The organism is Micromonospora acroterricola (assembly GCF_003172955.1).
GTDB classification, from domain to species: Bacteria; Actinomycetota; Actinomycetes; order Mycobacteriales; family Micromonosporaceae; genus Micromonospora; species Micromonospora acroterricola.
This window is the reverse complement of record NZ_QGKR01000221.1, coordinates 1-23,889: the sequence shown is the minus strand read 5'-3', so window position 1 is coordinate 23,889 and position 23,889 is coordinate 1. Positions and strand designations below refer to the sequence as shown.

General features: G+C 73.9%; 24 protein-coding genes and 1 pseudogene. 12 read left to right on the top strand and 13 right to left on the bottom strand.

All coding sequences use genetic code 11. From position 1 onward, the window contains the following. Window positions 1-133: 133 nt before the first annotated feature. On the top strand, window positions 134-1,717 hold the full coding sequence (dacB, locus tag DKT68_RS18750; RefSeq protein ID WP_109818709.1) for a D-alanyl-D-alanine carboxypeptidase/D-alanyl-D-alanine endopeptidase: 1,584 nt from the start codon (window positions 134-136) through the stop codon (window positions 1,715-1,717). A 35-nt stretch (window positions 1,718-1,752) separates the two neighbouring features. Here dacB and DKT68_RS18745 read toward each other — a convergent pair whose 3' ends face one another. The 4 genes from DKT68_RS18745 to DKT68_RS18730 form a co-directional block, all read right to left on the bottom strand. Beyond that, window positions 1,753-2,082: a hypothetical protein gene (locus DKT68_RS18745; protein WP_201749092.1), complete on the bottom strand. Its 330-nt coding sequence runs from the start codon at window positions 2,080-2,082 to the stop codon at window positions 1,753-1,755. Window positions 2,083-2,198: 116 nt separating this feature from the next. Then, window positions 2,199-2,636 carry a nitroreductase family deazaflavin-dependent oxidoreductase gene (locus DKT68_RS18740; protein WP_109818708.1) on the bottom strand — a complete coding sequence of 146 codons (438 nt, stop codon included), beginning with the start codon at window positions 2,634-2,636 and terminating at the stop codon, window positions 2,199-2,201. 90 nt (window positions 2,637-2,726) lie between these two features. Then, window positions 2,727-3,680 (bottom strand): hypothetical protein, encoded by a 954-nt coding sequence (locus tag DKT68_RS18735; RefSeq protein ID WP_201749091.1) that lies wholly within the window; start codon window positions 3,678-3,680, stop codon window positions 2,727-2,729. Window positions 3,681-3,873: 193 nt separating this feature from the next. Beyond that, window positions 3,874-4,467 carry a pentapeptide repeat-containing protein gene (locus DKT68_RS18730; protein ID WP_109818707.1) on the bottom strand — a complete coding sequence of 198 codons (594 nt, stop codon included), beginning with the start codon at window positions 4,465-4,467 and terminating at the stop codon, window positions 3,874-3,876. Window positions 4,468-4,560: 93 nt separating this feature from the next. Here DKT68_RS18730 and DKT68_RS18725 point away from each other — a divergent pair, with 93 nt between their 5' ends. Then, the gene (locus DKT68_RS18725; protein ID WP_109818706.1) at window positions 4,561-5,793 is read left to right on the top strand and encodes a serine hydrolase domain-containing protein; all 1,233 of its coding nucleotides are present in this window, start codon (window positions 4,561-4,563) and stop codon (window positions 5,791-5,793) included. Window positions 5,794-5,846: 53 nt separating this feature from the next. Further along, window positions 5,847-6,488 carry an NAD(P)-dependent oxidoreductase gene (locus DKT68_RS18720; protein WP_109818705.1) on the top strand — a complete coding sequence of 214 codons (642 nt, stop codon included), beginning with the start codon at window positions 5,847-5,849 and terminating at the stop codon, window positions 6,486-6,488. Window positions 6,489-6,500: 12 nt separating this feature from the next. Here the strand turns inward: DKT68_RS18720 and DKT68_RS18715 are convergent, their stop codons facing one another. Next, window positions 6,501-6,965 (bottom strand): PPOX class F420-dependent oxidoreductase, encoded by a 465-nt coding sequence (locus DKT68_RS18715; protein WP_109818704.1) that lies wholly within the window; start codon window positions 6,963-6,965, stop codon window positions 6,501-6,503. Between the two features lie 42 nt (window positions 6,966-7,007). Further along, the gene (locus DKT68_RS18710; protein ID WP_109818703.1) at window positions 7,008-7,643 is read right to left on the bottom strand and encodes a DUF6642 family protein; all 636 of its coding nucleotides are present in this window, start codon (window positions 7,641-7,643) and stop codon (window positions 7,008-7,010) included. A gap of 304 nt (window positions 7,644-7,947) precedes the next feature. On the opposite strand from DKT68_RS18710, the gene DKT68_RS18705 reads away from it, so the two are divergent. Beyond that, the gene (locus tag DKT68_RS18705) at window positions 7,948-8,736 is read left to right on the top strand and encodes a D-Ala-D-Ala carboxypeptidase family metallohydrolase (protein WP_109818702.1); all 789 of its coding nucleotides are present in this window, start codon (window positions 7,948-7,950) and stop codon (window positions 8,734-8,736) included. Window positions 8,737-8,840: 104 nt separating this feature from the next. Here the strand turns inward: DKT68_RS18705 and DKT68_RS18700 are convergent, their stop codons facing one another. From DKT68_RS18700 to DKT68_RS18690, 3 genes are all read right to left on the bottom strand, one after another. Beyond that, window positions 8,841-9,308, bottom strand: a complete 468-nt coding sequence (locus DKT68_RS18700) for a hypothetical protein (RefSeq protein WP_109818701.1) — start codon at window positions 9,306-9,308, stop codon at window positions 8,841-8,843. Window positions 9,309-9,435: 127 nt separating this feature from the next. After that, window positions 9,436-10,164, bottom strand: a complete 729-nt coding sequence (locus tag DKT68_RS18695; RefSeq protein ID WP_109818721.1) for a response regulator transcription factor — start codon at window positions 10,162-10,164, stop codon at window positions 9,436-9,438. Next, the gene (locus tag DKT68_RS18690; protein WP_109818700.1) at window positions 10,143-11,396 is read right to left on the bottom strand and encodes a sensor histidine kinase; all 1,254 of its coding nucleotides are present in this window, start codon (window positions 11,394-11,396) and stop codon (window positions 10,143-10,145) included. Before DKT68_RS18690 ends, DKT68_RS18695 begins: the two co-directional genes overlap by 22 nt. Window positions 11,397-11,528: 132 nt before the next feature. Here DKT68_RS18690 and DKT68_RS18685 point away from each other — a divergent pair, with 132 nt between their 5' ends. From DKT68_RS18685 to DKT68_RS18665, 5 genes are all read left to right on the top strand, one after another. Next, entirely contained in the window at window positions 11,529-12,425 is an 897-nt protein-coding gene (locus DKT68_RS18685; protein WP_109818699.1) for an ABC transporter ATP-binding protein, read from the top strand. Beyond that, complete coding sequence (locus tag DKT68_RS18680; RefSeq protein ID WP_109818698.1) at window positions 12,422-13,219, top strand: ABC-2 transporter permease; 798 nt, start codon at window positions 12,422-12,424, stop codon at window positions 13,217-13,219. Before DKT68_RS18685 ends, DKT68_RS18680 begins: the two co-directional genes overlap by 4 nt. Before the next feature lie 2 nt (window positions 13,220-13,221). Further along, window positions 13,222-13,971 (top strand): YqeB family protein, encoded by a 750-nt coding sequence (locus tag DKT68_RS18675; RefSeq protein ID WP_109818697.1) that lies wholly within the window; start codon window positions 13,222-13,224, stop codon window positions 13,969-13,971. Window positions 13,972-14,001: 30 nt separating this feature from the next. Further along, entirely contained in the window at window positions 14,002-14,565 is a 564-nt protein-coding gene (locus DKT68_RS18670) for an SOUL family heme-binding protein (protein ID WP_109818696.1), read from the top strand. Window positions 14,566-14,661: 96 nt separating this feature from the next. Beyond that, the gene (locus tag DKT68_RS18665) at window positions 14,662-16,140 is read left to right on the top strand and encodes an amino acid permease (RefSeq protein ID WP_109818695.1); all 1,479 of its coding nucleotides are present in this window, start codon (window positions 14,662-14,664) and stop codon (window positions 16,138-16,140) included. Here DKT68_RS18665 and DKT68_RS18660 read toward each other — a convergent pair. The 3 genes from DKT68_RS18660 to DKT68_RS18650 are packed head-to-tail and all read right to left on the bottom strand — an operon-like array spanning window position 16,044 to window position 20,375. Continuing rightward, on the bottom strand, window positions 16,044-17,111 hold the full coding sequence (locus DKT68_RS18660) for a hypothetical protein (protein WP_109818694.1): 1,068 nt from the start codon (window positions 17,109-17,111) through the stop codon (window positions 16,044-16,046). The two genes, DKT68_RS18665 and DKT68_RS18660, sit on opposite strands and share 97 nt — an antisense overlap. A 55-nt stretch (window positions 17,112-17,166) precedes the next feature. Next, entirely contained in the window at window positions 17,167-19,596 is a 2,430-nt protein-coding gene (locus tag DKT68_RS18655; RefSeq protein WP_236646955.1) for an ABC transporter permease, read from the bottom strand. Then, entirely contained in the window at window positions 19,590-20,375 is a 786-nt protein-coding gene (locus tag DKT68_RS18650; RefSeq protein ID WP_109818693.1) for an ABC transporter ATP-binding protein, read from the bottom strand. The genes DKT68_RS18655 and DKT68_RS18650 overlap by 7 nt, the downstream gene beginning before the upstream one ends. A gap of 169 nt (window positions 20,376-20,544) precedes the next feature. Between DKT68_RS18650 and DKT68_RS18645 the strand changes: the two genes are divergently transcribed. From DKT68_RS18645 to DKT68_RS18635, 3 genes are read left to right on the top strand one after another with little or no spacing between them, the layout of a single operon-like run. After that, entirely contained in the window at window positions 20,545-21,702 is a 1,158-nt protein-coding gene (locus DKT68_RS18645) for a sensor histidine kinase (protein ID WP_236646954.1), read from the top strand. Next, on the top strand, window positions 21,699-22,382 hold the full coding sequence (locus DKT68_RS18640) for a response regulator (RefSeq protein WP_109818691.1): 684 nt from the start codon (window positions 21,699-21,701) through the stop codon (window positions 22,380-22,382). Before DKT68_RS18645 ends, DKT68_RS18640 begins: the two co-directional genes overlap by 4 nt. A 30-nt stretch (window positions 22,383-22,412) precedes the next feature. Then, window positions 22,413-22,952 carry a DUF1697 domain-containing protein gene (locus tag DKT68_RS18635; RefSeq protein WP_109818690.1) on the top strand — a complete coding sequence of 180 codons (540 nt, stop codon included), beginning with the start codon at window positions 22,413-22,415 and terminating at the stop codon, window positions 22,950-22,952. Between the two features lie 48 nt (window positions 22,953-23,000). Here the strand turns inward: DKT68_RS18635 and DKT68_RS18630 are convergent. Beyond that, window positions 23,001-23,804 (bottom strand): annotated as a pseudogene (locus DKT68_RS18630) (MBL fold metallo-hydrolase); the annotation flags it as partial. Window positions 23,805-23,889 lie beyond the last annotated feature (85 nt).

The following is a 23,889-nucleotide window of genomic DNA, read 5'->3' as shown; positions in this document are numbered from 1 at the left end:
CCGGGAGAGCCGCCGCTCTGCCCGCCGAGGGACGTCGCGACGATCACAGACGGCGGAGTCGCTCGAACACGAACGGCGATAACCTTCGCCCCGGGCTCTTCTCTGGCGAATACCTTCGTGGCAGCATCAGCGCATGCATCGTCGTCTCTTTCCCCGGGTCCTCGCGCTGGTCGTGCTGGTCGCCACCGCGGCCACCGCCGGCGCGCCGGGCGCCACCGCCGAGTCGCCCACCCCCGCGACGACCCGGCTGCGCGCCACCATCGACACGATCCTCGCCGACTCGAGGCTGGTCGGCGCGCAGGCGTCGGTGGTCGTGGTCGACACCGCCACCGGGCAGACCCTCTACGACCGCAACGGGGAGCGGCGGCTGATCCCGGCCTCCAACACCAAGCTGCTGACCTCGACCGCCGCGCTGGAGCTACTGGGCGCGGGGCACCGCTTCAGCACGGACGTGCGCACCACCGGCAAGCGCCGCGCCGGGCTGCTCTCCGGCAATCTCTACCTGCGCGGCGGCGGCGACCCGACGATGCTCGCCACCGACTACGACGCCCTCGCCGCGCAGGTCGCGGCCGACGGCGTCCGGGTGGTGACCGGCAACCTGGTCGCCGACGACACCCGGTACGACCGCAACCGACTCGGCCCCGACTGGACCTGGGACGACGAGCCCTACTACTACGCGGCCCAGGTCTCCGCGCTGACCGTCGCGCCGGACACCGACTACGACGCGGGCACCGTGATCGTGCACGCCGCCCCGGCCGACCGGGCCGGCGCCCCGCCGGTGGTGAGCACCACCCCACCCACCAGGTACGTCCGGATCGACAACCGCGCCGAGACGGTCGCCGAGGGCGAGACCTCGATCTCGATCGAACGGGAGCACGGCGGCAACACCATCGTGGTGAGCGGGCAGATCGCGGTCGGCGACGAGCCGGCCAGCGACTGGGTGACGGTCTGGGAGCCCACCGGCTACGCGGCCGACGTGTTCCGGACGGCGTTGCACCGGCACGGCGTCCGGGTGCTGGGCCGGACCGTGCTCGGCCAGCCCACCCCGGAGACCGCCCACCCGGTGGCCCGGCACGACTCGATGAACCTGGGTGAGCTGATGACGCCGTTCCTCAAGCTCTCCAACAACGGGCACGCCGAGGTGTTGACCAAGGAGATCGGCCGGGTGCTCACCGGCTCCGGCACCTGGTCGGCCGGGTTGACCGCGATCAGCGAGTACGTCGCCGACACCGGGATGGACGCCGGCACCCTGCGCCAGCGCGACGGCTCCGGGCTGTCCCGGCGGAACCTGGTCCCGGCGACGGAGTTCGTCGACCTGCTGGCCGCCGTCCGGGCCGAACCCTGGTTCGCCACCTGGTACGCGGCGCTGCCCATCGCCGGGCAACCCGAGCGGTTCGTGGGCGGCACGCTGCGCAGCCGGATGGCCGGCACTCCGGCGGCGGGCAACGTGCACGCCAAGACGGGCAGCCTGACCGGCGTGTCCGGGCTCTCGGGCTACGTGACCAGCGCGGACGGCCACCTGTTGGCGTTCTCCATCCTGTTGAACAACTACCTGACGGCGTCGGTCAAGGCGCTGGAGGACCAGATCGCCGTGGCGTTGGCCGGGCACCGCGAGGACGGCGCGGCCGCGGCACGGGTGGCGCCGCCGGCGGTGCCGGAGACGCCGCGCACGCCGGAGGGCGTGGAGTGCTCCTGGGTCAAGCCGATCACCTGCTGAGCGCCGGTCGGGGGCACGCCGCGACGCTGGCCGGTTCAGGCCGGACGGTCCGGAGGGCGTACCACCGCGGTCGGGTCGCCGCGCTCGATGAGCGCGGCGATCTCGGCGGCCCGCAGCCCGCGCAGCGCCAGCACCCGGGTGCCCCAGCGGTGCAGCCGGCACGGGTGCGGGCTGGCGTCGTTGCGGCAGACCATGCCCCCGGACCACCGCCGGGGCGCGTGCACCACCACCGCCCGCACCGCGAACTGGGCGTCCTCGACCGTCACGTACGGCGGCAGGGGGATGTCCCGGAGCACGTCGCCCTGCGCTTCACCGGCACCGGACGAAGCGGCGGGACGGACGCGGTGGGCGGTACTGCTGCTCATCTGCGCTGCCTCCACACTGGAGAGTCGGACGGGGACAGCAGAAAGTTACGTCGCCATCGACGGTGCGCGACGGACAAACTGTCCCGCTGATCCAGCGCGGAACGAAGGACCCCAGGTCAGACGCGTTCCAACACCACCACCGGGATTTCCCGGTCGGTCCTTGCCTGGTAGTCGTCGTAGGCCGGCCAGATGGCGGTCATCGTGGACCACATCCGCGGCTTCTCCTCGGGCGTCGCGGGCCGGGCCCGCGCGGTGAACGTCTCCGCGGCGACCTGCACCTCGACCTGCGGATCGGCCAGCAGGTTGAGGAACCAGGACGGGTGCTTCGGCGCGCCGCCCTCGGATGCGACGACCAGGTGGTCGTCACCGGACCGGCCGTAGATCAGCGCGGTGCGCCGCAGCTTGCCGCTGCGCCGGCCCCGGGTGGTCAGCAGCAGCGTGTAGACGCCCGGCCGCCACTCGTGCCCCTCGGCGCCGCCGGTGGCGACGTACCGCTGGATGTGCTCGGCGACCCAGCCGCTCGGGCTGTCCGTCACCTGCTCGCTGGACGTCATCGGCGCTCCTCACGGGTCGGCGGCCTCCGCGCCCAGGCTACTGCCGCCGCCCGTGACCGGCAGGCCGAACGCCGTGGCGACGGCGGCCGGTCAGCGCAGCGCCACGGCCTGGAGGCCGACGTTGCCGCAGTGCTCGGTGAAGACCTTCTCGACGGTCCAGGTCAGCACCAGCCGGGCACCCTTCGGCAGCCGGAACCGGACGGTGAACTGGGCGCTCTGGCTGGTGTACGGGTCCTCCAGGCGCACCGTGCGGGCCGGCCCACCGGTGGACAGCCGCGCGTCCAACCGACCGCGGGCCATCCACGTCCCGGCGTAGATCTGGACGGTCCGCAGCTCGCCGCTCCCGGCGACGGCGAGGTGGAACCCGTTGCCGGCGCCGCAGGTGTAGACGCCGTTCGGGCTGCCGCTCGCCGACCGTTGCGACGTGCCGTCCCGCCAGCTGACGACCTCCTGGTTGCCGTCCCAACCGACCCGTCTGCCGGCGCCGCCCCCGTCGACGATCTCCCCGGACCCGGAGCGCTTGCGGACCGTCGAGGTGCCGCCGTTCAGCCCCCAGTGCATCCAGTCCCGGGTGCCCACGGCCGTGAGGTCGACCTCGGCCGGCACCTCCGCCCGACTCACCGACAACACCGGCTCACCGGGAGATGCCGGCGGCCGGGCCGGTGGGCTGGTCGACGGCGTCGGCTCGGGCGAGGGCGGGCGCTGCCGGGGACGCAGGCCGGGCGTCGCCGGCCCGGCGTCGTCGGTCCGCCCGCCCGCGCCCGGGAAACCCGTGGGGCGGGCGGCCCCGGCGGGCACGTTGTCGCCGCGGCCGGTCGCGTCGCCGGCGTCCGGCCCCGACCGCGTGACGAGGTACGTGACCAGCGCGACCAGGCAGGTGAGCACGGCGACGCCCTCCACCGCCCAGCGTCGCCGCCGCCGTGCGCGAACCAGCCGGCGCAGCCCTCCGCCGGTGGTGGCGGCTCGCGGCCGGTGCGTCGCCGGGCCGTCGGGCGGCTCGTCCCCGGCCCGCGAACCCGCCCGCGTGCGGTCTTCGTCCGCCACCGACCCCTCCAACTCCACCGCGCGGTCATCGACCGCCGCGGATCACACCGTCCACTGTGGGCCATCGAGTCCGCACCCGGTGTGGACGCCACGCTAGATCCGCACGGGCGGGCGTGTCCAGTCCGGAACGGGTCGGTATCGGACGGCCCGTCCCGGCCGCCCGGCACCACAACCGACCGCGCACGCCACGACGTCAGCCGATCTGGAAGCCCAGCGCCTGCGCGATGATCAGGGCCTGCTCGGCGTCGACGATGGCGCCGGCCCGCTCGACGACCATCGGGTCGAGCGCGGTCAGGTCGCTGCCACGCAGGTCGGCGCCGCCCAGCCGGGAGCTGTGCAGCTGCGCCCCCGAGAGGTCGACGCCGGTCACCGTCGCGCCGGTCAGGTTGGCGCCGGTCAGGTCGACCTCGCGCATCCGTACGTCGGTCAGCCGGACGCCGCGCAGGTCCGCGCCGGGCAGCGCCACGAAGGACCAGTCGCCCCCGGCCACCGTCAGCGGGCGCAGGTCGCACTGGGCGAAGGTGCTGCCGACCAGCTTGCAGCCGGTGAACTCGGCCTCGAAGAAGTTGCACCGCTTGAAGACGCAGCGGGTGAAGGCGGAGTCGACGTGCCGGGAGGCGTTGAACAGCACGTTGCCGAACGTGCAGCCGGTGAAGACGGCGCCGCGGCTCACCGCCTCGGTCAGGTCCACGTGGAAGAACTCGCAGCCCACGAAGTGCCGGTCGGTCAGCTCCTCGGCGTACCAGTCCTCGTGGCGGAAGGTCACGTCCTCGGTCAGCTCCGGCATCCGGCCAGGCTAGTGCCGGCCGCCGACAGCCGGCGTGGCCGGTCCGGGGAAACCCCTTCCGGTAGCGGCGTACCGACGAGTAGTTTCGGCGTCGTGATTGTGGCGCGGAGCAAGGACCCCGATCAGATCGGCTTCGACCCGGCGCGGCTGGCGCGCATCGACGAGCACTTCGGCGCGTACGTCGACGACGGCCGGCTGGCCGGCTGGCAGGTGGTGGTCACCCGCCGGGGCGAGGTGGCGCACTCCTCGACGTACGGTCTGCGCGACCGGGAGTCGGGCGCCCCGGTCGAGGCCGACACGCTCTGGCGGATCTACTCCATGACCAAACCGGTCACCTCGGTCGCGGCGATGATGCTGTGGGAGGAGGGCCGGTTCGAGCTAACCGACGAGATCAGCCGCTGGCTGCCGGAGTTCGCCGACCTGCGGGTCTACTCCAAGGGCTCGACGCTCAAGCCGTACACCGTGCCGGCGATCGAGCCGATCCGGGTGTGGCACCTGCTCACCCACACGGCCGGCCTGACGTACGGCTTCATGCAGACCTCGGTGGTCGACGGGCTGTACCGGGCGGCCGGCTACGACCTGTACCCGCCGGCGGACGTCGACCTGGCCGGCGCCTGCGCGGCCTTCGGCGAGCTGCCGCTGCTCTTCCAGCCCGGCACCGCCTGGGGCTACTCCGTGGCCACCGACGTGCTCGGCCGGCTGGTCGAGGTCGTCTCCGGGCAGAGCCTCGACGCGTTCTTCGCCGACCGGATCTTCGGCCCGCTGGGCATGACCGACACCCGGTGGTGGGTCGAGGGCGACGAGGCCGAGCGGCTGGCCGCCCTCTACGTGCCGAATCCGCGCGGCGGCAGTGCGGTCCGCCACGACGGCCTCGGCTCCCTCGCGTACCGCAAGCCCGGTCTGCTCTCCGGCGGCGGTGGCCTGATCTCCAGCGCCGCCGACTACCACCGCTTCACGCAGATGCTGCTGCGTGGCGGCGAGCTGGACGGGGCACGCCTGCTCGGCCCGCGCACCGTGCGGTTCATGACCCGCAACCACCTGCCCGAGGGGCGGGACCTGGGCACCCTGTCCACCGGCGGCTTCGCCGAGACCACCCTCGACGGGGTCGGCTTCGGCCTCGGCTTCGCGGTGGTCGACGACCCGATCCCCAGCCGGGTGCCGAGCAGCGTCGGCGAGTACTACTGGGGCGGCGTGGCCAGCACCGCGTTCTGGGTGGACCCGGCCGAGGAGATCACCGCGCTTCTCTTCACCCAGCTCATGCCGTCGAGCACGTACCCGTTGCGCTCCCAGCTGCGCCAGCTCGTCTACGCCGCCCTGGTCGACTGACGGGGATCGCCGTTCCGCCGACGGGCGGCGCGCCCGGTCCCTAGCCTGGGCTGGTGAGCACCATCGTCGTGTTTGGCGCGGGCGGCACCGCCGGCTCCCGGGTCGCCGCCGAGGCGGTCGACCGGGGGCACCGGGTGATCGCCGCGGTCCGCCGCCCGGAGGCCACCTCGTACCTGCCGGACGGGGTGCGGGTGGTCACCGGCGACGCCACCAGCGAGCGGAGCGTCCGGGAGCTGGCGCCGGACGCGGACGCGCTGGTGGTGGCCATCGGCGGCGGGGAGCGCGAGCTGTGGCGCAACGCGGCGGAGAACCTGGTGACCACGCTGCGGGGGATGCGGGCCGCGCCGAGGATCATCCACCTGGGCGGCGGATCGACCCTGCTCACCCCGCGTGGCACCCGCATCCTGGACGAGCCGGACTTTCCGGCGGGGTACCGGGACTCGGCGCTGGGCCAGGCCGACGCCCTCGACTACTACCGCTCGGCCGCTGACGGGGTGAGCTGGACGTATGTCTCGCCGCCGCCGCTGGAGTTCCATCCCGGCGAGCGCACCGGTCACTACCGCACCGGCACCGACCAGCCCGTCACCGACGACCAGGGCCGCTCGGTCCTGACCTACGAGGACCTGGCGGTGGCGATCGTCGACGAGATCGAGCAACCTCGGCACCGCAACGCGCGGTTCACCGCCGCGTACTGACCCCGGGCGCCGTCAGTCGGCGAGCCGGGCGGGGAAGCCGCCGGTGGCGATCGGGCCCCAGGCGTCGATGGTGACCCGGATCAGCGACTTGCCCTGGCGCACCATCGCCGCCCGGTAGTCGTCCCAGTCCGGGTGCTCCCCGGAGATGCTGCGGAAGTACTCGACCAGCGGCTCCAGCGCCTCGGGCAGGTCCAGCACCTCGGCGGTGCCGTCGAGCTGCACCCAGGGCCCGTTCCAGTCGTCGGAGAGCACGCAGGCCGAGACCCGGGGGTCGCGGCGGATGTTGGTCACCTTGGCCCGCTCCGGGTAGGTGGAGATCACCAGCCGGCCCTGGCCGTCGACCCCGGCGGAGACCGGGGAGGACTGCGGGCGCCCGTCGGGCCGTGTCGTCATCAGCACGACGCGGTGTCGCGACCGGAGGAAGTCGAGCAGGGTGTCCCGGTCGACCCGGGTGTTCTTCGCGATGCTGGGCGCCATCACTCGTTCCTACCAGGGCGGCGGTCCCGCCCCGGCGGCGGGTCAGCTGGGCCGGGCGGCGCGGCGCGCCGCCTGGGCGGGGACGCGGGGCCGCCCGGACGGGCGCCAGGCCCGGCCGTTGGCGTAGATCACCCGGAATCCGAGGTACGAGGCGAGCGGCGCCCAGTGCGCCGAGCCCATCCGCAGCTCGGCGGCATTGTGCCGCTGGCCGTTGGCCAGCACGTCGAGCAGGACGGTTTCGAACGCGGCCGATTCCACCCAGTCGACTTCCCGGGTGAAACCGCAGATCAGCGCCGCTCCGGTGACCTCCAGGAACTCGCGCAGCACCGTGTCCGAGGCGCGCAGCACCGAGCAGCTGCCGAAATAGAGACGGCGCCCCTCGCAGCGGCCGGCCATCAGGTCGGCCACCTCGTTCAACTCCACCGACTGCCAGTCGGTGAGGCAGAGCCGGCTCGGCTCGCCGTGCATGGCGAAGAAGCCGACCCGGTGGTCGGCGTACTGCTTGAGCAGCCAGCGGTCCAGGAAGTAGAAGAGTTCGTCGCGGGTGGCCGCGTCCTTGTGAATGAAGCGGATCTTGCCGAGCCGTTCCAGCAACTCGAGGGTCGGCAGCACGGAGCCCCGCTCGTTGAGGTCGCGGTGCCACTGGCCCTCGACACAGAAGACACCACCTCGTGCCACGTGCACCTCCGCCAGTCCGCCGCCCGAGCCTGACGTTACCGGCCGCCGATGGTCGAGAAACATCACCCTGGGTGTGGCCGATTGCGACGTTCGGTGTACTTGACCGGGACCGGGGCGATCCGGGGTGAATGGCTGTTTCACGAATCAGCCGAATTCCCAGGGAACACCCAGCTACGGCGAATCGTGAGGACAATTCTCGTTAATCACCGCCAACCGCACCGATCAGTGCGAGGGTGGAAATCACGGGACGTCCCGGTCGATGTCCTGAAGCCACCCCATTCGCTCTCCTATCGGGAGGACTTCTGTGCGCGTAAACACCTTGAAGCGAGCTGCCGTCGCATTCGCCCTGGCGCTGCCCGGGGCTGCGATCGCCTCGGTGGTCGCCGCGCCCGCGGCGCACGCGGACGGCTGCTACACCTGGAACCGCACCCTGTCCCAGGGACGCTCCGGCGACGACGTCCGCCAGTTGCAGATCCGGGTCGCCGGCTGGGCCGGGTACCGGGACATCGTGGAGAACGACGGCCGCTACGGACCGAAGACCGCCGCCGCGGTCAAGCGGTTCCAGCAGGCGTACGGGCTGCGCGCCGACGGGATCGCCGGCCCACAGACCTACGCCAAGCTGTACGCGCTCCAGGACAACGACTGCACACCCGCGCACTTCACCTACACCGAGCTGGACGACGGGTGCGGTCGGGGCGGGTGGACCGGCGGCCCACTGTCGGCGGCGCAGACCCGGCAGAACGCGCTACGCACCATGTGGAAGCTGGAGGCGCTGCGCCGGAGCCTCGGCGACAAGCCGCTCAACGTGTCCAGCGGGTTCCGCAGCCGGGCCTGCAACAACCAGGTCGGCGGCGCCTCGGACAGCCAGCACCTGTACGGCAACGCGGCCGACGTGACCTCGCGGACGTCGTCGCTGTGCCAGGTGGCCCGGGGCGCCCGCAACAACGGCTTCAGCGGACTCTACGGGCCCGGCTACCCCGACCACGACGACCACGTGCACGTCGACTCGCGGCGGGAGAACAACAGCGACAACAGCTCGAACACGACGAGCTGGTCCGCGCCGGACTGCGGCATCGGGGCCGGCAACGACTGAGCCGACGCACAGAGCGACGCCGGCCCGGCGCGGAGGGGGAAATCCTCGCGTCGGGCCGGCGTCGTGTCGCCCCGGTCGGACAGGCGGGCGGGGGGTGGCGCCGCTCAGCTCGCCCGGGGCCAGCGCGGCGCGGTGACGGGGGGAGTCACCGGCCGGCCGGGAGCGGTGGGCCGTGCCCCGGGTGGGACGACCCGGGCGGCCTGGTGTCGCGCCGGCAGCCCGTTGGTCCGCGCGGCCTGGGCCGAGTAGCCGGCGGGGCGCGCGGACGACGGCCCGGTCGCGGTGAACGGGAAGGGCACGTGCACGAACGGGTTACCGTGCCGGATCAACGCCTCGATCTGTCGCTCGTTGAGCCCGTGTGTCTCGAGCACCCGCCGCCCCCACCGGTGCAGCCGGCACGGGTAGGAGGCGCCGTCGTTGCGGCACAGCGGCCCGGTTGGCCACTCCTCGGCTGTGTGCACCACCACCGCCCGGACCGCGAGGCGGACATCCTCGGGGGTCAGCGGCACCGGCATGGGCACCTCACCCAGTACCTGATCGATGGGATCCGTCGACTGCTCACCAACTCGCACGGCAGGCCTCCCGCAGCTCGGCAGCGGTACGGCGGACCCGCCGCACCGACATCCTCGGGCAGTGGTACGGCCGGTACCGGACGAAGGTTCAAACTCTTGGCCCCTAACCATGCCCCTAACGGAGGATTCAGACCAGGCCGGCGTCGTGCACCAGGAGAGCCACCTGGACCCGGTTGTTGAGGTCGAGCCGCGTCAGCAGCCGGGAGACGTACGCCTTCACCGTCGCCACGCTCATGAACAACTCCCCCGCGATCTCCGCGTTGGTGCAACCCCGGCCCAGCGCGACGGCCACCTGCCGCTCCCGCTCGCTGAGCCCGGTGAGCAGCCGCAGTGCCCGCTCACGACGGGGGTCGGGACCGGCCGGTGCGGGAGCGGCGGCCGTCACGTGGGCGATCAGCGTCCGGGTCACCGTCGGGGAGAGCGTCGCCTCGCCGGCCGCGACCCGGCGGACCGCGTGCACGATGTCCGCCGGTGGGGTGTCCTTGAGCAGGAAACCCGCCGCTCCGGCGCGCAGCGCCCGCAACACCTGCTCGTCGGCGTCGAAGGTGGTCAGCACCAGCACCTCGGGCGGGTGCGGCTGGGCGCGCAGCGCCTCGGTGGCGGTCAGCCCGTCCACCCGTGGCATCCGGATGTCCATCAGCACCACGTCCGGGGCGTACGCGCCGACGGCGGCCGGCACCTCGCCACCGTCGGCGGCCTCACCCACCACGACCAGGTCGGGCAGGCCGCCGAGGATCATGGAGAGCCCGGCCCGGACCAGCGCGTCGTCGTCCACGATCAGCACCCGCACCGGCGCGCGGCCGCCACCTGTCCCGGCCTCGCCGGACGGCCCGGTCACGCCGGCCACGGCAGCCAGGCGGCCAGGCGGAAGTCGCCCGCGTCGTCCCGGCCGTACGCCAACCGCCCGCCGGCCAGGGTGACCCGCTCGGTGATGCCGACCAGACCGGTGCCGGCCCCTGGCAGCTCGCCCCCGGTCGGGGCGCCCACCGGCCACCGGTTGCCGATCGCCACGGTCAGCCCGTCCCCCGGCCCGCCGGCCAGATCCACGGTGACCGCGGCGCCGGCCGCGTGCTTGCGGGCGTTGGTCAGCCCCTCCTGCACGATCCGGTACGCGGCCCGCCCCAGCGCCGCCGGCACGTCGGCCGGCGCGGCGACGGTGTCACTGACGTTGACCCGCACCCCGGCCGTCCGCGACTCGGCGATCAGGGCGGGCAGGTCGGCGAGGGTGGGCTGGGGTGGCTCCGGCGCCTCGCCGTCGCCCTCCGCCCGAAGCACCCCGATCACCTCGCGCAGGTCCTGGAGGGCGGCGTGCGCGCTACCCCGGATCACCCCGGCCGCCCGGGCCACCTCGTCCGCGGGCGCGTCCGGGCGGAACTCCAGCGCGCCGGCGTGCAGGCTGAGCAGCGAGATCCGGTGAGCCAGCACGTCGTGCATCTCCCGGGCGATCCGGGTGCGCTCCAGGTGCCGGGCCTGGGCGACCCGCAACTGCTGCTCCGCCTCGGCCCGCTCGGCCCGGTCCCGCAGCGACACGATCAACTGCCGCCGGGCCCGGACGAACATCCCCCAGGCGAGCACGGCGAAGCTGATCACCACGCCCCACGCCGCGGTGGCCCAGTAGGGCATGTTCGGGTCCGGACGCAGCCAACTGAAGACCATGTTGGTGACCAGACCCACGCCGGTCAGCGCCACCGCCACGGCGGTGCGCCGGTGCACCACCACGGTGAAGTAGAGGATCACCAGCGGGATGGCCGAGGCCATCGAGAACAGCGTCAGCGGCACGGTCGCCACCGCCAGCCCGAGCGGCCACCGCCGGCGCAGCCAGAGCAGCCCGCAGCAGGCCAGCCCGAGCAACGCGTCCACGCCGGTCATCCAGTCGTGCGGCAGCGGGGTCGTGATCGCCGGGTCGGGCGAGAGGGCGTCCGCGGTGACGAACAGCACCCAGAGCAGGGAGAGCAGGAAGGCCAGCGTGTCGACCGCCCAGTCCCGGGTGGTGCGCCGCGGCCGGCGGGTGGCCGCGTCCGGGCTGACCGCGCCGGCCAGCGCCCCGGGCAGCAGCCAGGGGTGTTCCGGCACGGCGAGGCTGGTCACGACGCCATGCTAGGCAGCCGACCGGCGCCGCGACCAGCTACCAAAGTCGAGACCCGCCCGTCGACCAAGGTCGGTGCGGCGGCGACCGGTGGCCGCAGCGGATGGCCGGGTGGCGCGCGCAGGCTCGACGACATGATCACCGTGGAGAACCTCACCAAGCGATACGGGCCACACCCGGCGGTGGACGACGTGTCGTTCCACTGCGAGCCGGGCACCGTCACCGGCTTCCTCGGCCCGAACGGCGCCGGCAAGTCCACGACCATGCGGATGATCTGCGGGCTCACCGCGCCGACCGCCGGCCGCGCCACCGTCTCCGGACGCCCCTACCGGGAGCTGCCCAACCCGGGACGGGAGGTCGGGGTGCTGCTGGACGCCTCCGCCCAGCACGCCGGGCGGACCGGCCGCGAGGCGTTGACGCTGTCCGCGTACACCATGGGGTTGGACCGGCGGGAGGTCGCCGCGAAGCTCGACCTGGTCGGGTTGAACGCGGTGGCCGCCAAGCGACGGGTACGCGCGTACTCGTTGGGCATGCGCCAGCGGCTCGGTCTGGCACAGGCGCTGCTCGGCGACCCCCGGGTGCTGATCCTCGACGAGCCGGCGAACGGCCTGGACCCGGAGGGGATCTTCTGGATGCGCGGCCTGCTGCGCGACTTCGCCGACCGGGGCGGCACCGTGCTGCTCTCCTCCCACCTGCTGCGCGAGGTGGAGGCGGTCGCGGACCGGCTGGTGGTGATCGGGGGCGGCCGGATCGTGGCCCAGGGCACCAAGGACGACCTGCTCGCCGGCGGCGGCACGCTGGTCCGGGCCCGCGACGGCGCGGCGCTGCGCCGGGCGCTGGACGCCGCCGGCCTGACCGCCGCCGACAGCGCCGACGGCCTGCTGGTGCAGGCCGACGCCGAGGCGGTCGGCCAGGCCGCGGCCGATGCCGGCGTCGCGCTCGCCGCGCTGCGCCCCGCCGACGGCGGTGGCCTCGAACAGCTCTTCCTCACCCTGACCGCCGGCGAGTCCACCAAGGAGGCCGTCCGATGACCACCACCACCGCGCCCGCCGCCGGCGCCGTCGCGCCCCGGCAACACGCTCCGGTACGCCGCCCGTCGCTGCTCCGGCTCACCGCCGTGGAACTGCGCAAGCTCGTCGACACCCGGGCCGGCCGCTGGCTGCTGATCACCATCGGCCTGATCACCGCCGTGATCGTCACCCTGCAATTGATCTACGCCAAGGACGCCGAGCAGACCTTCGTCAACTTCTTCACCCCGTCGCTGCTGCCGATCGGGGTGCTCCTGCCAGTGCTCGGCATCCTGTCGATTACCAGCGAGTGGTCCCAGCGCACCGCCCTCACCACGTACGCCCTGGTGCCCCGCCGGGAGCGGGTCGTGGTCGCGAAGCTGATCGCCGTGGTGCTCACCTCGCTCGCCTCGGTGCTGGTCAGCCTGGCCGTCGCCGCCGCCGGGACGCTGGTGGCGTCCGCCACCGGCGGCGCGGGCACCTGGCAGATCGACGCGTCGCTGATCCTGAACGCGGTGATCCTCCAGGTCACCGGCGTGCTGATGGGTGCCGCCTTCGGTCTGCTGCTGCTCAACCCGCCGCTGGCGATCGTCGGCTACCTGCTGCTGCCCACCCTCTGGGGGGTGCTCGGCGAGATGGTCCGGCCGCTGCGCGGCCCGTCCGAGTGGCTGGACACCAGCAAGACCATGGAACCGCTGTTCAGCAGCGACGCCGTCACCGGCGAGCAGTGGGGGCGGATGGTGGTGTCCCTGCTGGTCTGGATGGTCCTCCCGCTGGCCGCCGGCCTGGTCCGGACGCTGCGCCGCGAGGTGTCCTGAGCATGGCCGGCGACGGCTACGGCCCGCGCACCGTCGTCACCGGCGGGCCGGTCGAGCTGGCCGTGCTCTGGGCCGGCTTCCCGCTGCTCGGTGCAGGCGCCGGCGGCCTGCTCGCACTGGTGGCGGGCTGGGTCGCCGGGCTGCCCTGGGCGCCCGTGCAGTGGCTGTTCAACCTGCTGGACCGGCTGCCCGAGCACCAGGCGATCGCCGGCACGGCAGCGGTGGGCGCGCTGGCCGGTCTGGTCCTCGCCGGGGTGGGCGCCGCCGAACGGCTGGCCGTCACCGTCGACGCGGCGCAGGTCCGGCTGCGCCGCGCCGGCGAGGACCGGCACGTCACGCGGGCCGAGACCCGGGTGGTCTTCGTCGACGGCGGAGACCTGGTGCTGCTCGACGCCGACGGCGCGGAGCTGATCCGGGAGTCGACGGACCTGCCGGGCACCCGGCTGGCGGCGGCGTTCCGCACGCACGGCTGGGGGTGGGCGGACGGTGATCCGCACCGGTCGGCGTACCGGCTCTGGGTGCCCGACCTGCCCGGGCTGCCCGCCGGGGCCGACGCCCTGCTGCGGGCCCGCGAGCGGGCGGTCCAGCGGGATCGGCGCGACGACGCCCGGGAGCTGCGCCGGGAACTCGGCCGGATCGGGGTGGTGCTGCGCGACGAGGGCAAGCGGCAGTACTGGCGGCTGACCGGGCGGGCGGTCACCCCCGGGGCGGAGGAGCCGACTTCGGCCGAGCGGGGGCCGGACGGGCGGTAGCGTCTCTCCCAGAAGATCTGGGAGCGCGCGATGACCGAGCAGCAGCCGTACCGGGTGGTGTCCCGACACCCCGGCTTCGAGCTGCGCCGGTACCCGGCCCACGTGGTGGCCGAGATGCAGATCCAGGCGTCCTTCACCCGGGCCCCGATCGAGGCGTTCCGGCCGCTGGCCGCCTACATCGGGGGCGCCAACCGGGTCCGGCACCCGACCGGGACGAACGCGCCGGTGATGCAGGAGGCCACCGGCACCGTGAAGATCGCGATGACCGCGCCGGTGGTCCAGGAGGAGGGCGAGCAGCCGGGCGCGTACCTGGTGCAGTTCGTCATGCCGGCCAGCGCCACCGCCGCCACCCTGCCCGAGCCGGTGGACCCCCGGGTGCGGATCCGGGAGATCCCGGCGCAGCTCGCGGCGGCGATGCGGTTCTCCGGACGGTGGACGGAGACGGCGTTCGGCGAGCGCGCCACGATGCTCGGCCGGTCGGTCACCGCATCCGGGCTGCAACCCACCGGCGCCATCCGGTACGCGCGGTTCGACCCGCCGTGGAAGCCATGGTTCCTGCGCCGCAACGAGGTCGTGCTGCCGGTCGTGGAATGAGGTGGGCCAGGACGCCGAGGGATTGACCTCCGTCGCTGTGCGGGTAACAGTGGCGGCACGCACCGCGCGCGGGGCGCGGTCGGAAGGGGGACGACGATGACCTCCACGGGCGCCAGTCCCGGCGGCAGCGGAATGTTCCGCCGCAAGCCGGTCGAGGAGATCGCGGACGAGAGCGCGGAGGGCCTGTCCCGCTCGCTCGGGCTGTGGCAGCTCACCGCCATCGGGGTGGGCGGCATCATCGGCGCCGGGATCTTCGCGCTGGCGGGCGCGGTGGCCAACGAGACCGCCGGCCCGGCGGTGCTCGTGTCGTTCCTGATCGCCGGCCTGGCCAGCGCCGCCGCCGCGCTGTCCTACGCCGAGTTCGCCGGCATGATCCCCAAGGCCGGCTCGGCCTACACGTACGGGTACGCGGTGCTCGGCGAGGCGGTCGGCTGGTTCATCGGCTGGGACCTGCTGCTGGAGTACACCGCGATCGTCGCGGTGGTGGCGATCGGCATCTCCGGCTACTTCGGCTTCCTCGTCGGGGAGTTGGGCGGGGAGCTGCCGGCCTGGATGCTCGGCGCCCCCGGCACCGGGGACGGGCACGTGGTCGACCTCTTCGCGGTGGCGCTCTGCCTGCTCATCGCGTTCCTGCTCAACCAGGGCATCAAGACGGCCGCCCGGTTCGAGACGTTCGTGGTCGGGCTGAAGGTGGCCGTCGTGCTGCTGGTGATCGTGGTCGGCTTCTTCCACATCCGGACGGCCAACTACTCGCCGTTCTTCCCGTTCGGCTTGAGCGGGGCGTTCACCGGCGCGGCGACCGTCTTCTTCGCCGTCTTCGGCTACGACGCGATGAGCACCGCCGCCGAGGAGTCCCGGGACGCCCGCCGACACATGCCGAAGGCGATCATCTGGTCGCTGATCATCTCGATGGTGCTGTACGTGCTGGCCACCCTGGTGCTGACCGGGATGCAGAACTACCGGAACATCGACGCGGAGAGCGGCTTCTCCTCCGCGTTCCAGTCGGTCGGCCTGTCCGGGCTGGCCAGTGTGATCGCGGTCGGCGCCATCATCGGGATCCTGACCGTCATGTTCACCTTCATGCTGGGCGTGACGCGGGTCTGGTTCTCGATGAGCCGCGACGGGCTGCTGCCGGCGTGGTTCGGCAAGCTGCATCCGGTCCGCCGGGTGCCCACCCGGGTCACCTGGATCGTCGGCGTGGCCTCCGCCCTGATCGCCGGCTTCCTGCCGATCCGGGAGGCGGCGGAGCTGACCAACATCGGCATCCTGCTCGCCTTCGTGGTGGTCTGCATCGCGGTGATCGTGCTGCGCTACCGACGCCCGGACGCACCCCGCACGTTCCGGCTGCCGGGGATGCCGGTGGTGCCGGCGGCCGGCGCGCTCTTCTCGGTCTGGCTGATCACCTACCTGGCACCGGAGACCTGGCTGCGCTTCGCGGTCTGGTTCGTGATCGGTGTGCTGATCTACGCCTTCTACGGTTACCGGCGCTCCGCGCTCGCCGGCCGCCCCCCGGCGAGCCCGTCCGGCCCTCCCGGACCGACCGGTCCGGGTGGGGACGGCGGATCGGGACGGTAGCCGAGCGCGGGCGGCCAGGCCAGCAGCAGCGCCATCCCGAGGCCGGCGAGCACCCCGGCCAGCGACACCAGCAGGTCGGAGTCGGCCGCGTTGATCGGGCTGTTGCCGGCCAGCGCAGTGAGCGTCGCGCCGATCGGCACCAGCACCATCATGGTGACGCTCACGACCAGCAGCATCGCCACCGGACCGACCAGCGCGGCGAGGGCGGCCAGGGCGTGGTGTCGCCAGGCGGGCCGACCACCCGGCCAGTCCCACGCCAGCAGGGTGACGCCGGTGAGCAGCACCGCCCCGAGGGCCAGCTCCGGCAGAGATCGCGGGCCGGGCGGGATGGCCCGGATCAGTCCGACGCCGGACACGGCCGCCACGCCGAGCCCGGCCGCCAGCACGCAACGGGCCCGGGTCCGGGCCGGGGCCGCGGCCAGGGCGGCGCCGATGGTCAGGGCGACCAGCAGCACGCCGGTGGCAAAGGCTGACGGGTTCAGCTCCGGCTCCCGGTCGGTTGGTGACTCGATGCCGGCGGCCACCAGCGTCAGCACCCCCGCCACGCAGGCCGCGCCGGTCAGCGCCCGCCGGTCCGCACCGGCCGGCCGGACCCGCCGGTCCCGGCGGAGCAGGATCGCCGCCAGCGTGCCGAGCACCGCGCAGCCGCCAGCGGCGAGCAGCACGGTCGCCTCGACGCCGACCGGGTCGGCCCGGTCGATCGCCACGTCGGCGGCGACCCAGAGACCGCCGAGCACCACGGCCGGGCCACTCCACCTCCGGCGCCCACGGCCGGCCAGCACCAGCCCGAGGACGACCGCGACGATCGCCGCGAACCGCAGGTCCCGCGCCCAGTAGGCGTTGTTGCCCGGCAGCCGCTCGGACCAGGGGCCGATCGGCTCGGTGAGCGGTTGCAGCACCGTCATGCCGATCGCCCAGAGCAGCACGGCGGCGGCGGAGAGGAGCAGCCCGACCGGGCGCGCGGATCGCATCCGTGGACGGTAGCGGCCCGAGGGCCGCCGAGGCGGCCCTCGGGCCGGGAGGGGATCACCCCGCGAAGGTGCCGACCGGCGACCGGGCGGGACGGTGGCGCAGCAACCGCCACGTCGGCAGCACGCTCGCCAGCACCGCGAGCAGCAGGCAGAGCCCCACCACCGCGCCGATCACCGACCACGGCACGACGAGGTCGACCGGGGCGCCGACCTGCTCGGCGAGGCCGGCGCGGATGCTCAGCAGGCCGGCGAACGCGACGGCACCGCCGAGCATCGCGCCGATGAGCACCACCAGGGCGGACTCGGCCGTGACCAGCCAGACGACCTGTCGCCGGGTCGCCCCGGCCAACCGGACCAGCCGCAGGTCCGCGGCCCGGCCGGCGGCGGCCAGCAGCAGCGTGTTGGCCACCGCGATGGCCCCGTAGCCGGCCGACACCCCGATCAGCAGCAGCGTGAAGAGCCAGACGAGGCGGTCCTCGGCGGCGTCCGCCTCGGCTGCCCAGCCGGGGACGTCGACGATCCGCGCGCCGACGGGAGGATCGATCCGGTCCCGGACGTACACCGTGGAGGTCAGCGCCGACGGGTCGTGCGTTCGCACCACGGCCCGGGGCAGGAGCAGGTCGCCGGGAATCGAGTTGTCGGTGACCACGGCGACGACGCGCAGCGACACCAACGCCCCGTCGGCGAACACCACCGGGTACGGCTCGGACGGCAGCCGGTTCGCCGAGGCGGTGACCACGACCGAGTCGTCGCCACGCAGGTCGTTCAGCGAGCCGGCGACGACGGTGAGTGCCCGGTTCGCGGTGACGAAGCCCGCCGGTTCCACGCCGAGCGCAGTCAGTGGCCGGTTCGCCGGCGTTCCGGGGTCGCTGCGGAAGACGGTGGTCGGCAGGAGGGCGGTGCCGCCGGTCTCGGTGACGGCCCGGTCCGACAGACCGGGCGCCCGGTCCGGCACGAGGATCCAGCCGGCGTTCACATTGTCCGCCCGACCAGCCGCGTACGCGGCGGTGGTGGTGCGCACCATCCCGGACACCAGCACCGCGAACGCGACGGTGAGCAGCACCGGCGCGGCTGTGGAAGCGGTCCGCCGGGTAGCGCTCAGCGCCCCGCCCCGGACCAGCATCCCGATCGCGCCACCGGGCCGCCGCACCGGAGAACGCAGCAGCCGCACCACCGGCCCGACGACCGCCGGGGCGAGCACGGTGGCACCGGCCACCAGGGCCATCACCGCGTAGAGGGCGAACCCCGCCGCGTCCCGGGCGTCGTCGGCGGTCGCCGTTCCGACGCTGAGAGCGGCCCCCGCCGCGACGAGGAGCGCCCCGGCGGCGAGGCGTGGCCGTCCGATCGGTCGCTGTTCCACCGCCGCCTCACGCAACGCCTCCAACGGTCGGACCCGCGCCGCCCGGCGCGACGCCGACCAGACGGCCAGCAGCGCGATCACCGGCCCGGCGGCGAGCGAGAGCGCGACCGGCCAGTGCTCGTAGCGGACCCGGAAGGTCGCCGGCTCGAAGCCGACGTCGACCAGCAGTCGACCCACCGCCGGGGCGAGCGCCGCGCCGACCAGCAGGCCGACGAGCCCGGCCGAGGCGCCGACGGCGAGCGCCTCGACGTACACCATGCGGCGCACCTGGCCGGGAGTGGCGCCGACGGCGCGCAGCAGGCCCAGCTCGCGGCGGCGCTGCGCGATGGTGAACGCGAAGGTGGAGGCAACCACGAACACCGTGACGAAGCCGGCCAGCGCTGCCGTGGCGGTGAGCACCTGCATGCCGATCCAGCGGGTGCGGGCATCACTCCGAGGCTCCAGCGCGCCACGCCCGTCGCCGGTCAGCACCCGTCCGTCGCCGCCGACGACACCGCTCGCCGCCACCGCGACCCGCTCGGGATCGGCGCCCGGCTCGAGCACCAGCCCGATGGCCCGGACGCCGGGCGCGAGCACGGCGGCGACCTCGTCCGCGACATGGACGCCGGGCCCGTCGACCAGACCGGTGACGGTGTACGGCTGTGGGCCCACCGCGGTCAGCAGGGTGACCGGCACGCCGGTACGCAGCCCGAGCGCGCGGTCGACGACCACCTCGCCGGGCTTCCGGGGCGGCTCGCCGGCCGTCAGGCGCAGTCCACCCAGCCGGGCGCTGGACCAGCCGTGCCCCTGGTGGGCGTCCTCCCGCCGGGCATCGGCGGCCGAGGGGCGGCCGTCGACGAGCGGCTGGGCATAGAACGTCCGGTCCGGCACCGCCGCCGCGACGCCAGGCAGACCGGCCAGCCTGTCGACGAGTGCCGCCGCCGCGGTGGCGGACCAGGGCCGGGTCGGCGCGAACGAGTCCGCCGACGCACCCGCCTCGGGGCTCTGCACCACCACCGCCGCCTGCGCCAGCCGGTCCGGCACCTGTGGGCGTCCGGAGGCGAGCAGCAGGGTGGCCGCCGCGACGAGCGCGACCCCGATGGCGACGGCCACGAACGCGCTGGCCGACCGCCGGACGCTCAACACGACCGCTCCGCAGTGGTCTCCGCCGCCCGCGGGGACGCACCCACCGGATCCGCCTCCCGCTCGGCGATCCGTGCGGCGACGACAGCGGCGGTGATCCCGCCGGTCAGCTCGTCGACGACGCGGCCGTCGGCGAGCAGGAGGACCCGATCGGCGTACGCGGCGGCGGTGGGATCGTGGGTCACCATCACGACGGTCTGCCCGTGGTCGTCGACGAGCGCGCGCAGCAGCCGGAGCACCTGCCGGGACGCCGCACTGTCCAGTGCCCCGGTCGGCTCGTCGGCGAAGACCACCGCCGGGCGGGTGATCACCGCGCGGGCCACGGCGACGCGCTGCTGCTCGCCGCCGGAGAGTTCGCTCGGCCGGTGCCCGGCGCGGTCGGCCAGTCCCACGGCGTCGAGCGCGGCGGCGACGTCCCGGGCCGGCGGGCGGCGGCCGGCCAGGCGCAACGGCAACTCGACGTTCTGCGCGGCGGTCAGCGTGGACACCAGGTTGAACGCCTGGAACACGAAGCCGACCCGGTCCCGCCGCAGCCGGGTCAGCTCGTCCTCGCCGAGGTCGTTCACACGCGTGCCGTCGATCGTGACGATCCCCTCGGTCGGGCGGTCCAGCCCCGCCGCGCAGTGCAGCAGGGTGGACTTGCCCGAGCCCGAGGGGCCCATCACCGCCGTGAACGTGCCGCTCCCGAAGCTGGTCGTCACGCCGTCGAGCGCCGTCACCCGCCGGGTGCCGGTGCCGTACACCGCGCGCAGCCCCGTCAGGGTCACCGTGTGTGTGGTCATGACCGCCACGGTGCCGGCTCGGGCAGGTGCCGCGCGTCGTGCCGGCGCGGACACTTTCCCGCCCTCCCCCGGGCGGAGCCGCGGCCCGGTACACGACCGAACGTCGTCCCCGAGGATGACGGCCCGCAGGTGGACGCGGCGGCCGGGGCGGGCCGATACCGTCTGTCGGGTGACCGCTCTCCTGGTGTCCCGACGGCTCCGTCCGGTGGATCTGTACATCGTGGACGCTGTGCTCGCCCTGGCGGTCGGCGGGCTGCTCTGCCCGTACGCGGCGCTGGAGTCGCCGCTGCACGGTGGCGTACGCGAGCCGCTCTGGGTGTCCGTGCTCGTCGGGATGGCCCTCGGGCTGCCGTTGGGCGTCCGGCGGCGGTGGCCGATCACCGTCGCCGTCGTGATCAGCGGCAGCACCACCGTGGCACTGGTCACCGGCGTGATCCCCAACTATGCGGCTGCCGCGCCGGCGGTCGCCATCGGCCTGTCCTTCTACACGGTGGCCGTGTCGATGCCCGCGCGCCGGTCGGCGGTCTGGGCCGCCGGGTGTCTCGCCCTGGTGAGCGTTGCCCTGGTGCTGACCGCGGGCGACCTCTGGTCGCGGACCGGTGCGGTCGTCTACGCCGCCGTCATGATCACGCCCGCCTGGCTGATCGGCTGGTTGATCCGGGAGCGACGCGCCCTGGCCGCGCGGCAGGGTGAACACCTGATCCGTCAGGCGGCCACCGAGGAACGGCTGCGGGTCGCCCGGGAGCTGCACGACGTGGTCGCGCACACGCTGAGTCTCATCGTGGTGAAGGCGGCAGTCGCCAACCACGTCGCCGAGGCCGACCCGCGCGAGGCGGGGGCCGCCCTGCGGGTGATCGAGGAGACCGGCCGCAACGCGCTGACCGACGTCCGCCGGGTGCTGGGCGTACTGCGCGAGGGCACACCGTACGCCCCGACGCCCGGGTTGGACGAGCTGCCCGATCTCGCCCGGCAGGCGGCGATCGGCGGCGTCGACGTTCAGCTCGACGTACGGCGGGAGGAGCCGGTCGAGCCGGTACCCGAGTCGGTGGGCCTCGCGGTGTACCGGATCGTGCAGGAGGCGGTGACCAACGTGGTGAAGCACGCGGCGCCGGCCGCCTGCCGGGCGACGGTGACCGTGACGCCCGACGAGGTGCGGGTGGAGGTGACCGACGACGGCCGTCGCGCCGTGTCGAACGCCGGCGACGGACACGGACTGATTGGCATGCGGGAGCGGGTGGCGGTGCACGGCGGGGAGTTCCGTGCCGGCCCACGCGCCGACGGCGGCTTCGCGGTGACAGCCAGCCTGCCCTACCGGGTAACCGCGTGATCCGGGTGCTGATCGCCGACGACCAGGCGCTGCTACGCGGCAGCTTCCGGCTGCTGGTCGACCTGACCCCGGACTGCACCACCGTCGGCGAGGCGGGCACCGGCGTCGAGGCCGTCGCGCTGACCACCCAGCACCGGCCGGACGTGGTGCTGATGGACGTGCGGATGCCGGAGATGGACGGCATCGAGGCGACCCGGCGGATCTGCGCCGATCCGGCGACGGCGGGCACCCGGGTGCTCATCCTGACCACGTTCGACCTGGACGAGTACGTCTACGGCGCGCTGCGCGCCGGGGCCAGCGGTTTCCTGCTCAAGGACACCCCGCCGGCGGACCTGCTGGCCGGCATCCGGGTGGTCGCCGCCGGCGAGGGGCTGCTCGCGCCGACGGTGACCCGCCGGCTGATCGACGAGTTCGCCCGGCGGCCGGAGCCGACCCGACCGTTGCCCCGGCACCTCGGCGGGGTGACCGAACGGGAACGGGAGGTGCTCGCGCTGATCGCCCGCGGCCTGTCCAACGCCGAGCTGGCCGCGCATCTGAGTCTCAGCCCGGCCACCGTCAAGACGCACGTCGGGCGGCTGTTGACCAAACTGGCGGTACGCGACCGCGCGCAACTGGTCATCGTCGCCTACGAAACGGGGCTGGTGGGTCCCGGCCGGCCGAGGCCGGCAGATCTACGCTGAGCGGGTCGGCCGCGCCCCCGAGGAGGAGCCATGACCCGGTACGTCGCCCTGTTGCGCGGGGTCAACGTCGGCACCACCCGGCTCGCGATGGCCGACCTGCGCCGGCTGGTCACCGACCTCGGGCACGACGAGGTGACGACGTACCTGCAGAGCGGCAACGTGGTGTTCGGCAGCACGGTGCGGGACGCCGGGCGGCTGGCCGCCGGGATCGAGCGGGCGCTCGCCGACGAGCTGGGGCTGACCGTGCCGGTGCTGGTCCGCAGCGCCCGGGAGCTGGCGGCGGTGGCGGGCGGCAACCCGTACGCCGAGCGGGAGGACGACCCGACGAGGCTGCTGGTGGCCTTCCTCGCCACCGCCCCGGAAACGTCCACGGTGGACGCGCTCACCGTGCCCGGCGGCGAGAACGTGGCGTTCACGGTCACCGGCCGGGAGGTCTACCTGCACTACCCGGAGGGCGGCTACGGACGGTCGAGGTTCACCAACGCGTACCTGGAGAAGAAGCTCGCCGTGGTGGCGACCACCCGCAACTGGAAGTCGGTGCGCACCCTGGCGGAGTTGGCCGCCGGCTGACCCGGCGGGGGTCGCGACGCCCAGGCCGCAACCGCCCGCCCGGGCCGGTCAGAAGTGGTAGGCGGTCTCGTACTCGGGCACCAGCACCCGGCTGCGCGGCGAGATCCGGCGGATCGCCGCGATCATGTCGTCCAGCCGGAGGCGGTCGGCCGGGGCGACGGGCGGCGGGTTCTGCAACGTGGTCTCGAAGTTGTCCCAGTGCACCGGCACCACGACCTTCGGGTAGTCGAGGCCGGCCAGCAGCCGGGGCAGGTAGTCGCCCGTGGTGGTGGCGCTCTGCATGGCCACCATGGCCACGTCCGGGGCCAGGCCGGTGAGGTTGCGCTCGGCCACGTCGCTGGCGCCGGTGAAGTAGACCGACGGCCCTCGGTCGACCCGCAGCAGGTAGCCCAGGGTGTCCCCCTCGGGCAGGTCGGCGATGGTCGCGGGCCGCGCCGGCTGGGTCACCCGAACCCCAGGAAAGGCCACCGAGTACGAGGGGTTACGGCTGTGCAGCGAGCCGACCACCTCGACGCTGTGATCGCCGAAGTCCAGCACCTCCCCGCCCTTCACCGGGCTGAGCTGCGTCGACGGCACCCCGTAGGCCAACCCGAGGTGGTACGCGGTCAGCGTGCCGAAGACCCGCGCGCCGGTGCGACCGGCGATGTACGGGACGTCCATGAAGTGGTCCCAGTGCGTGTGCGTGACCAGCACCGTCGTGGCCCGGTCGACGCGCGGGTCGATCACGTCGGTGCGCACGGTCAGCGCTTTGGCCGGGTTGAACGCGCCGGTGAACAGCCCCGTGTCGATCCGGCTGAGGTACGGGTCGACGAGCACGGTCAGGTCCCCGATGTCGACGCGCCAACCGGCCGTACCCCACCAGCGGAAGCTGACCGCGCCGCCTGTGTCTTATACACATCTACGAGCCCACGAGACGCGTAGGAAGCTCGTATGCCAT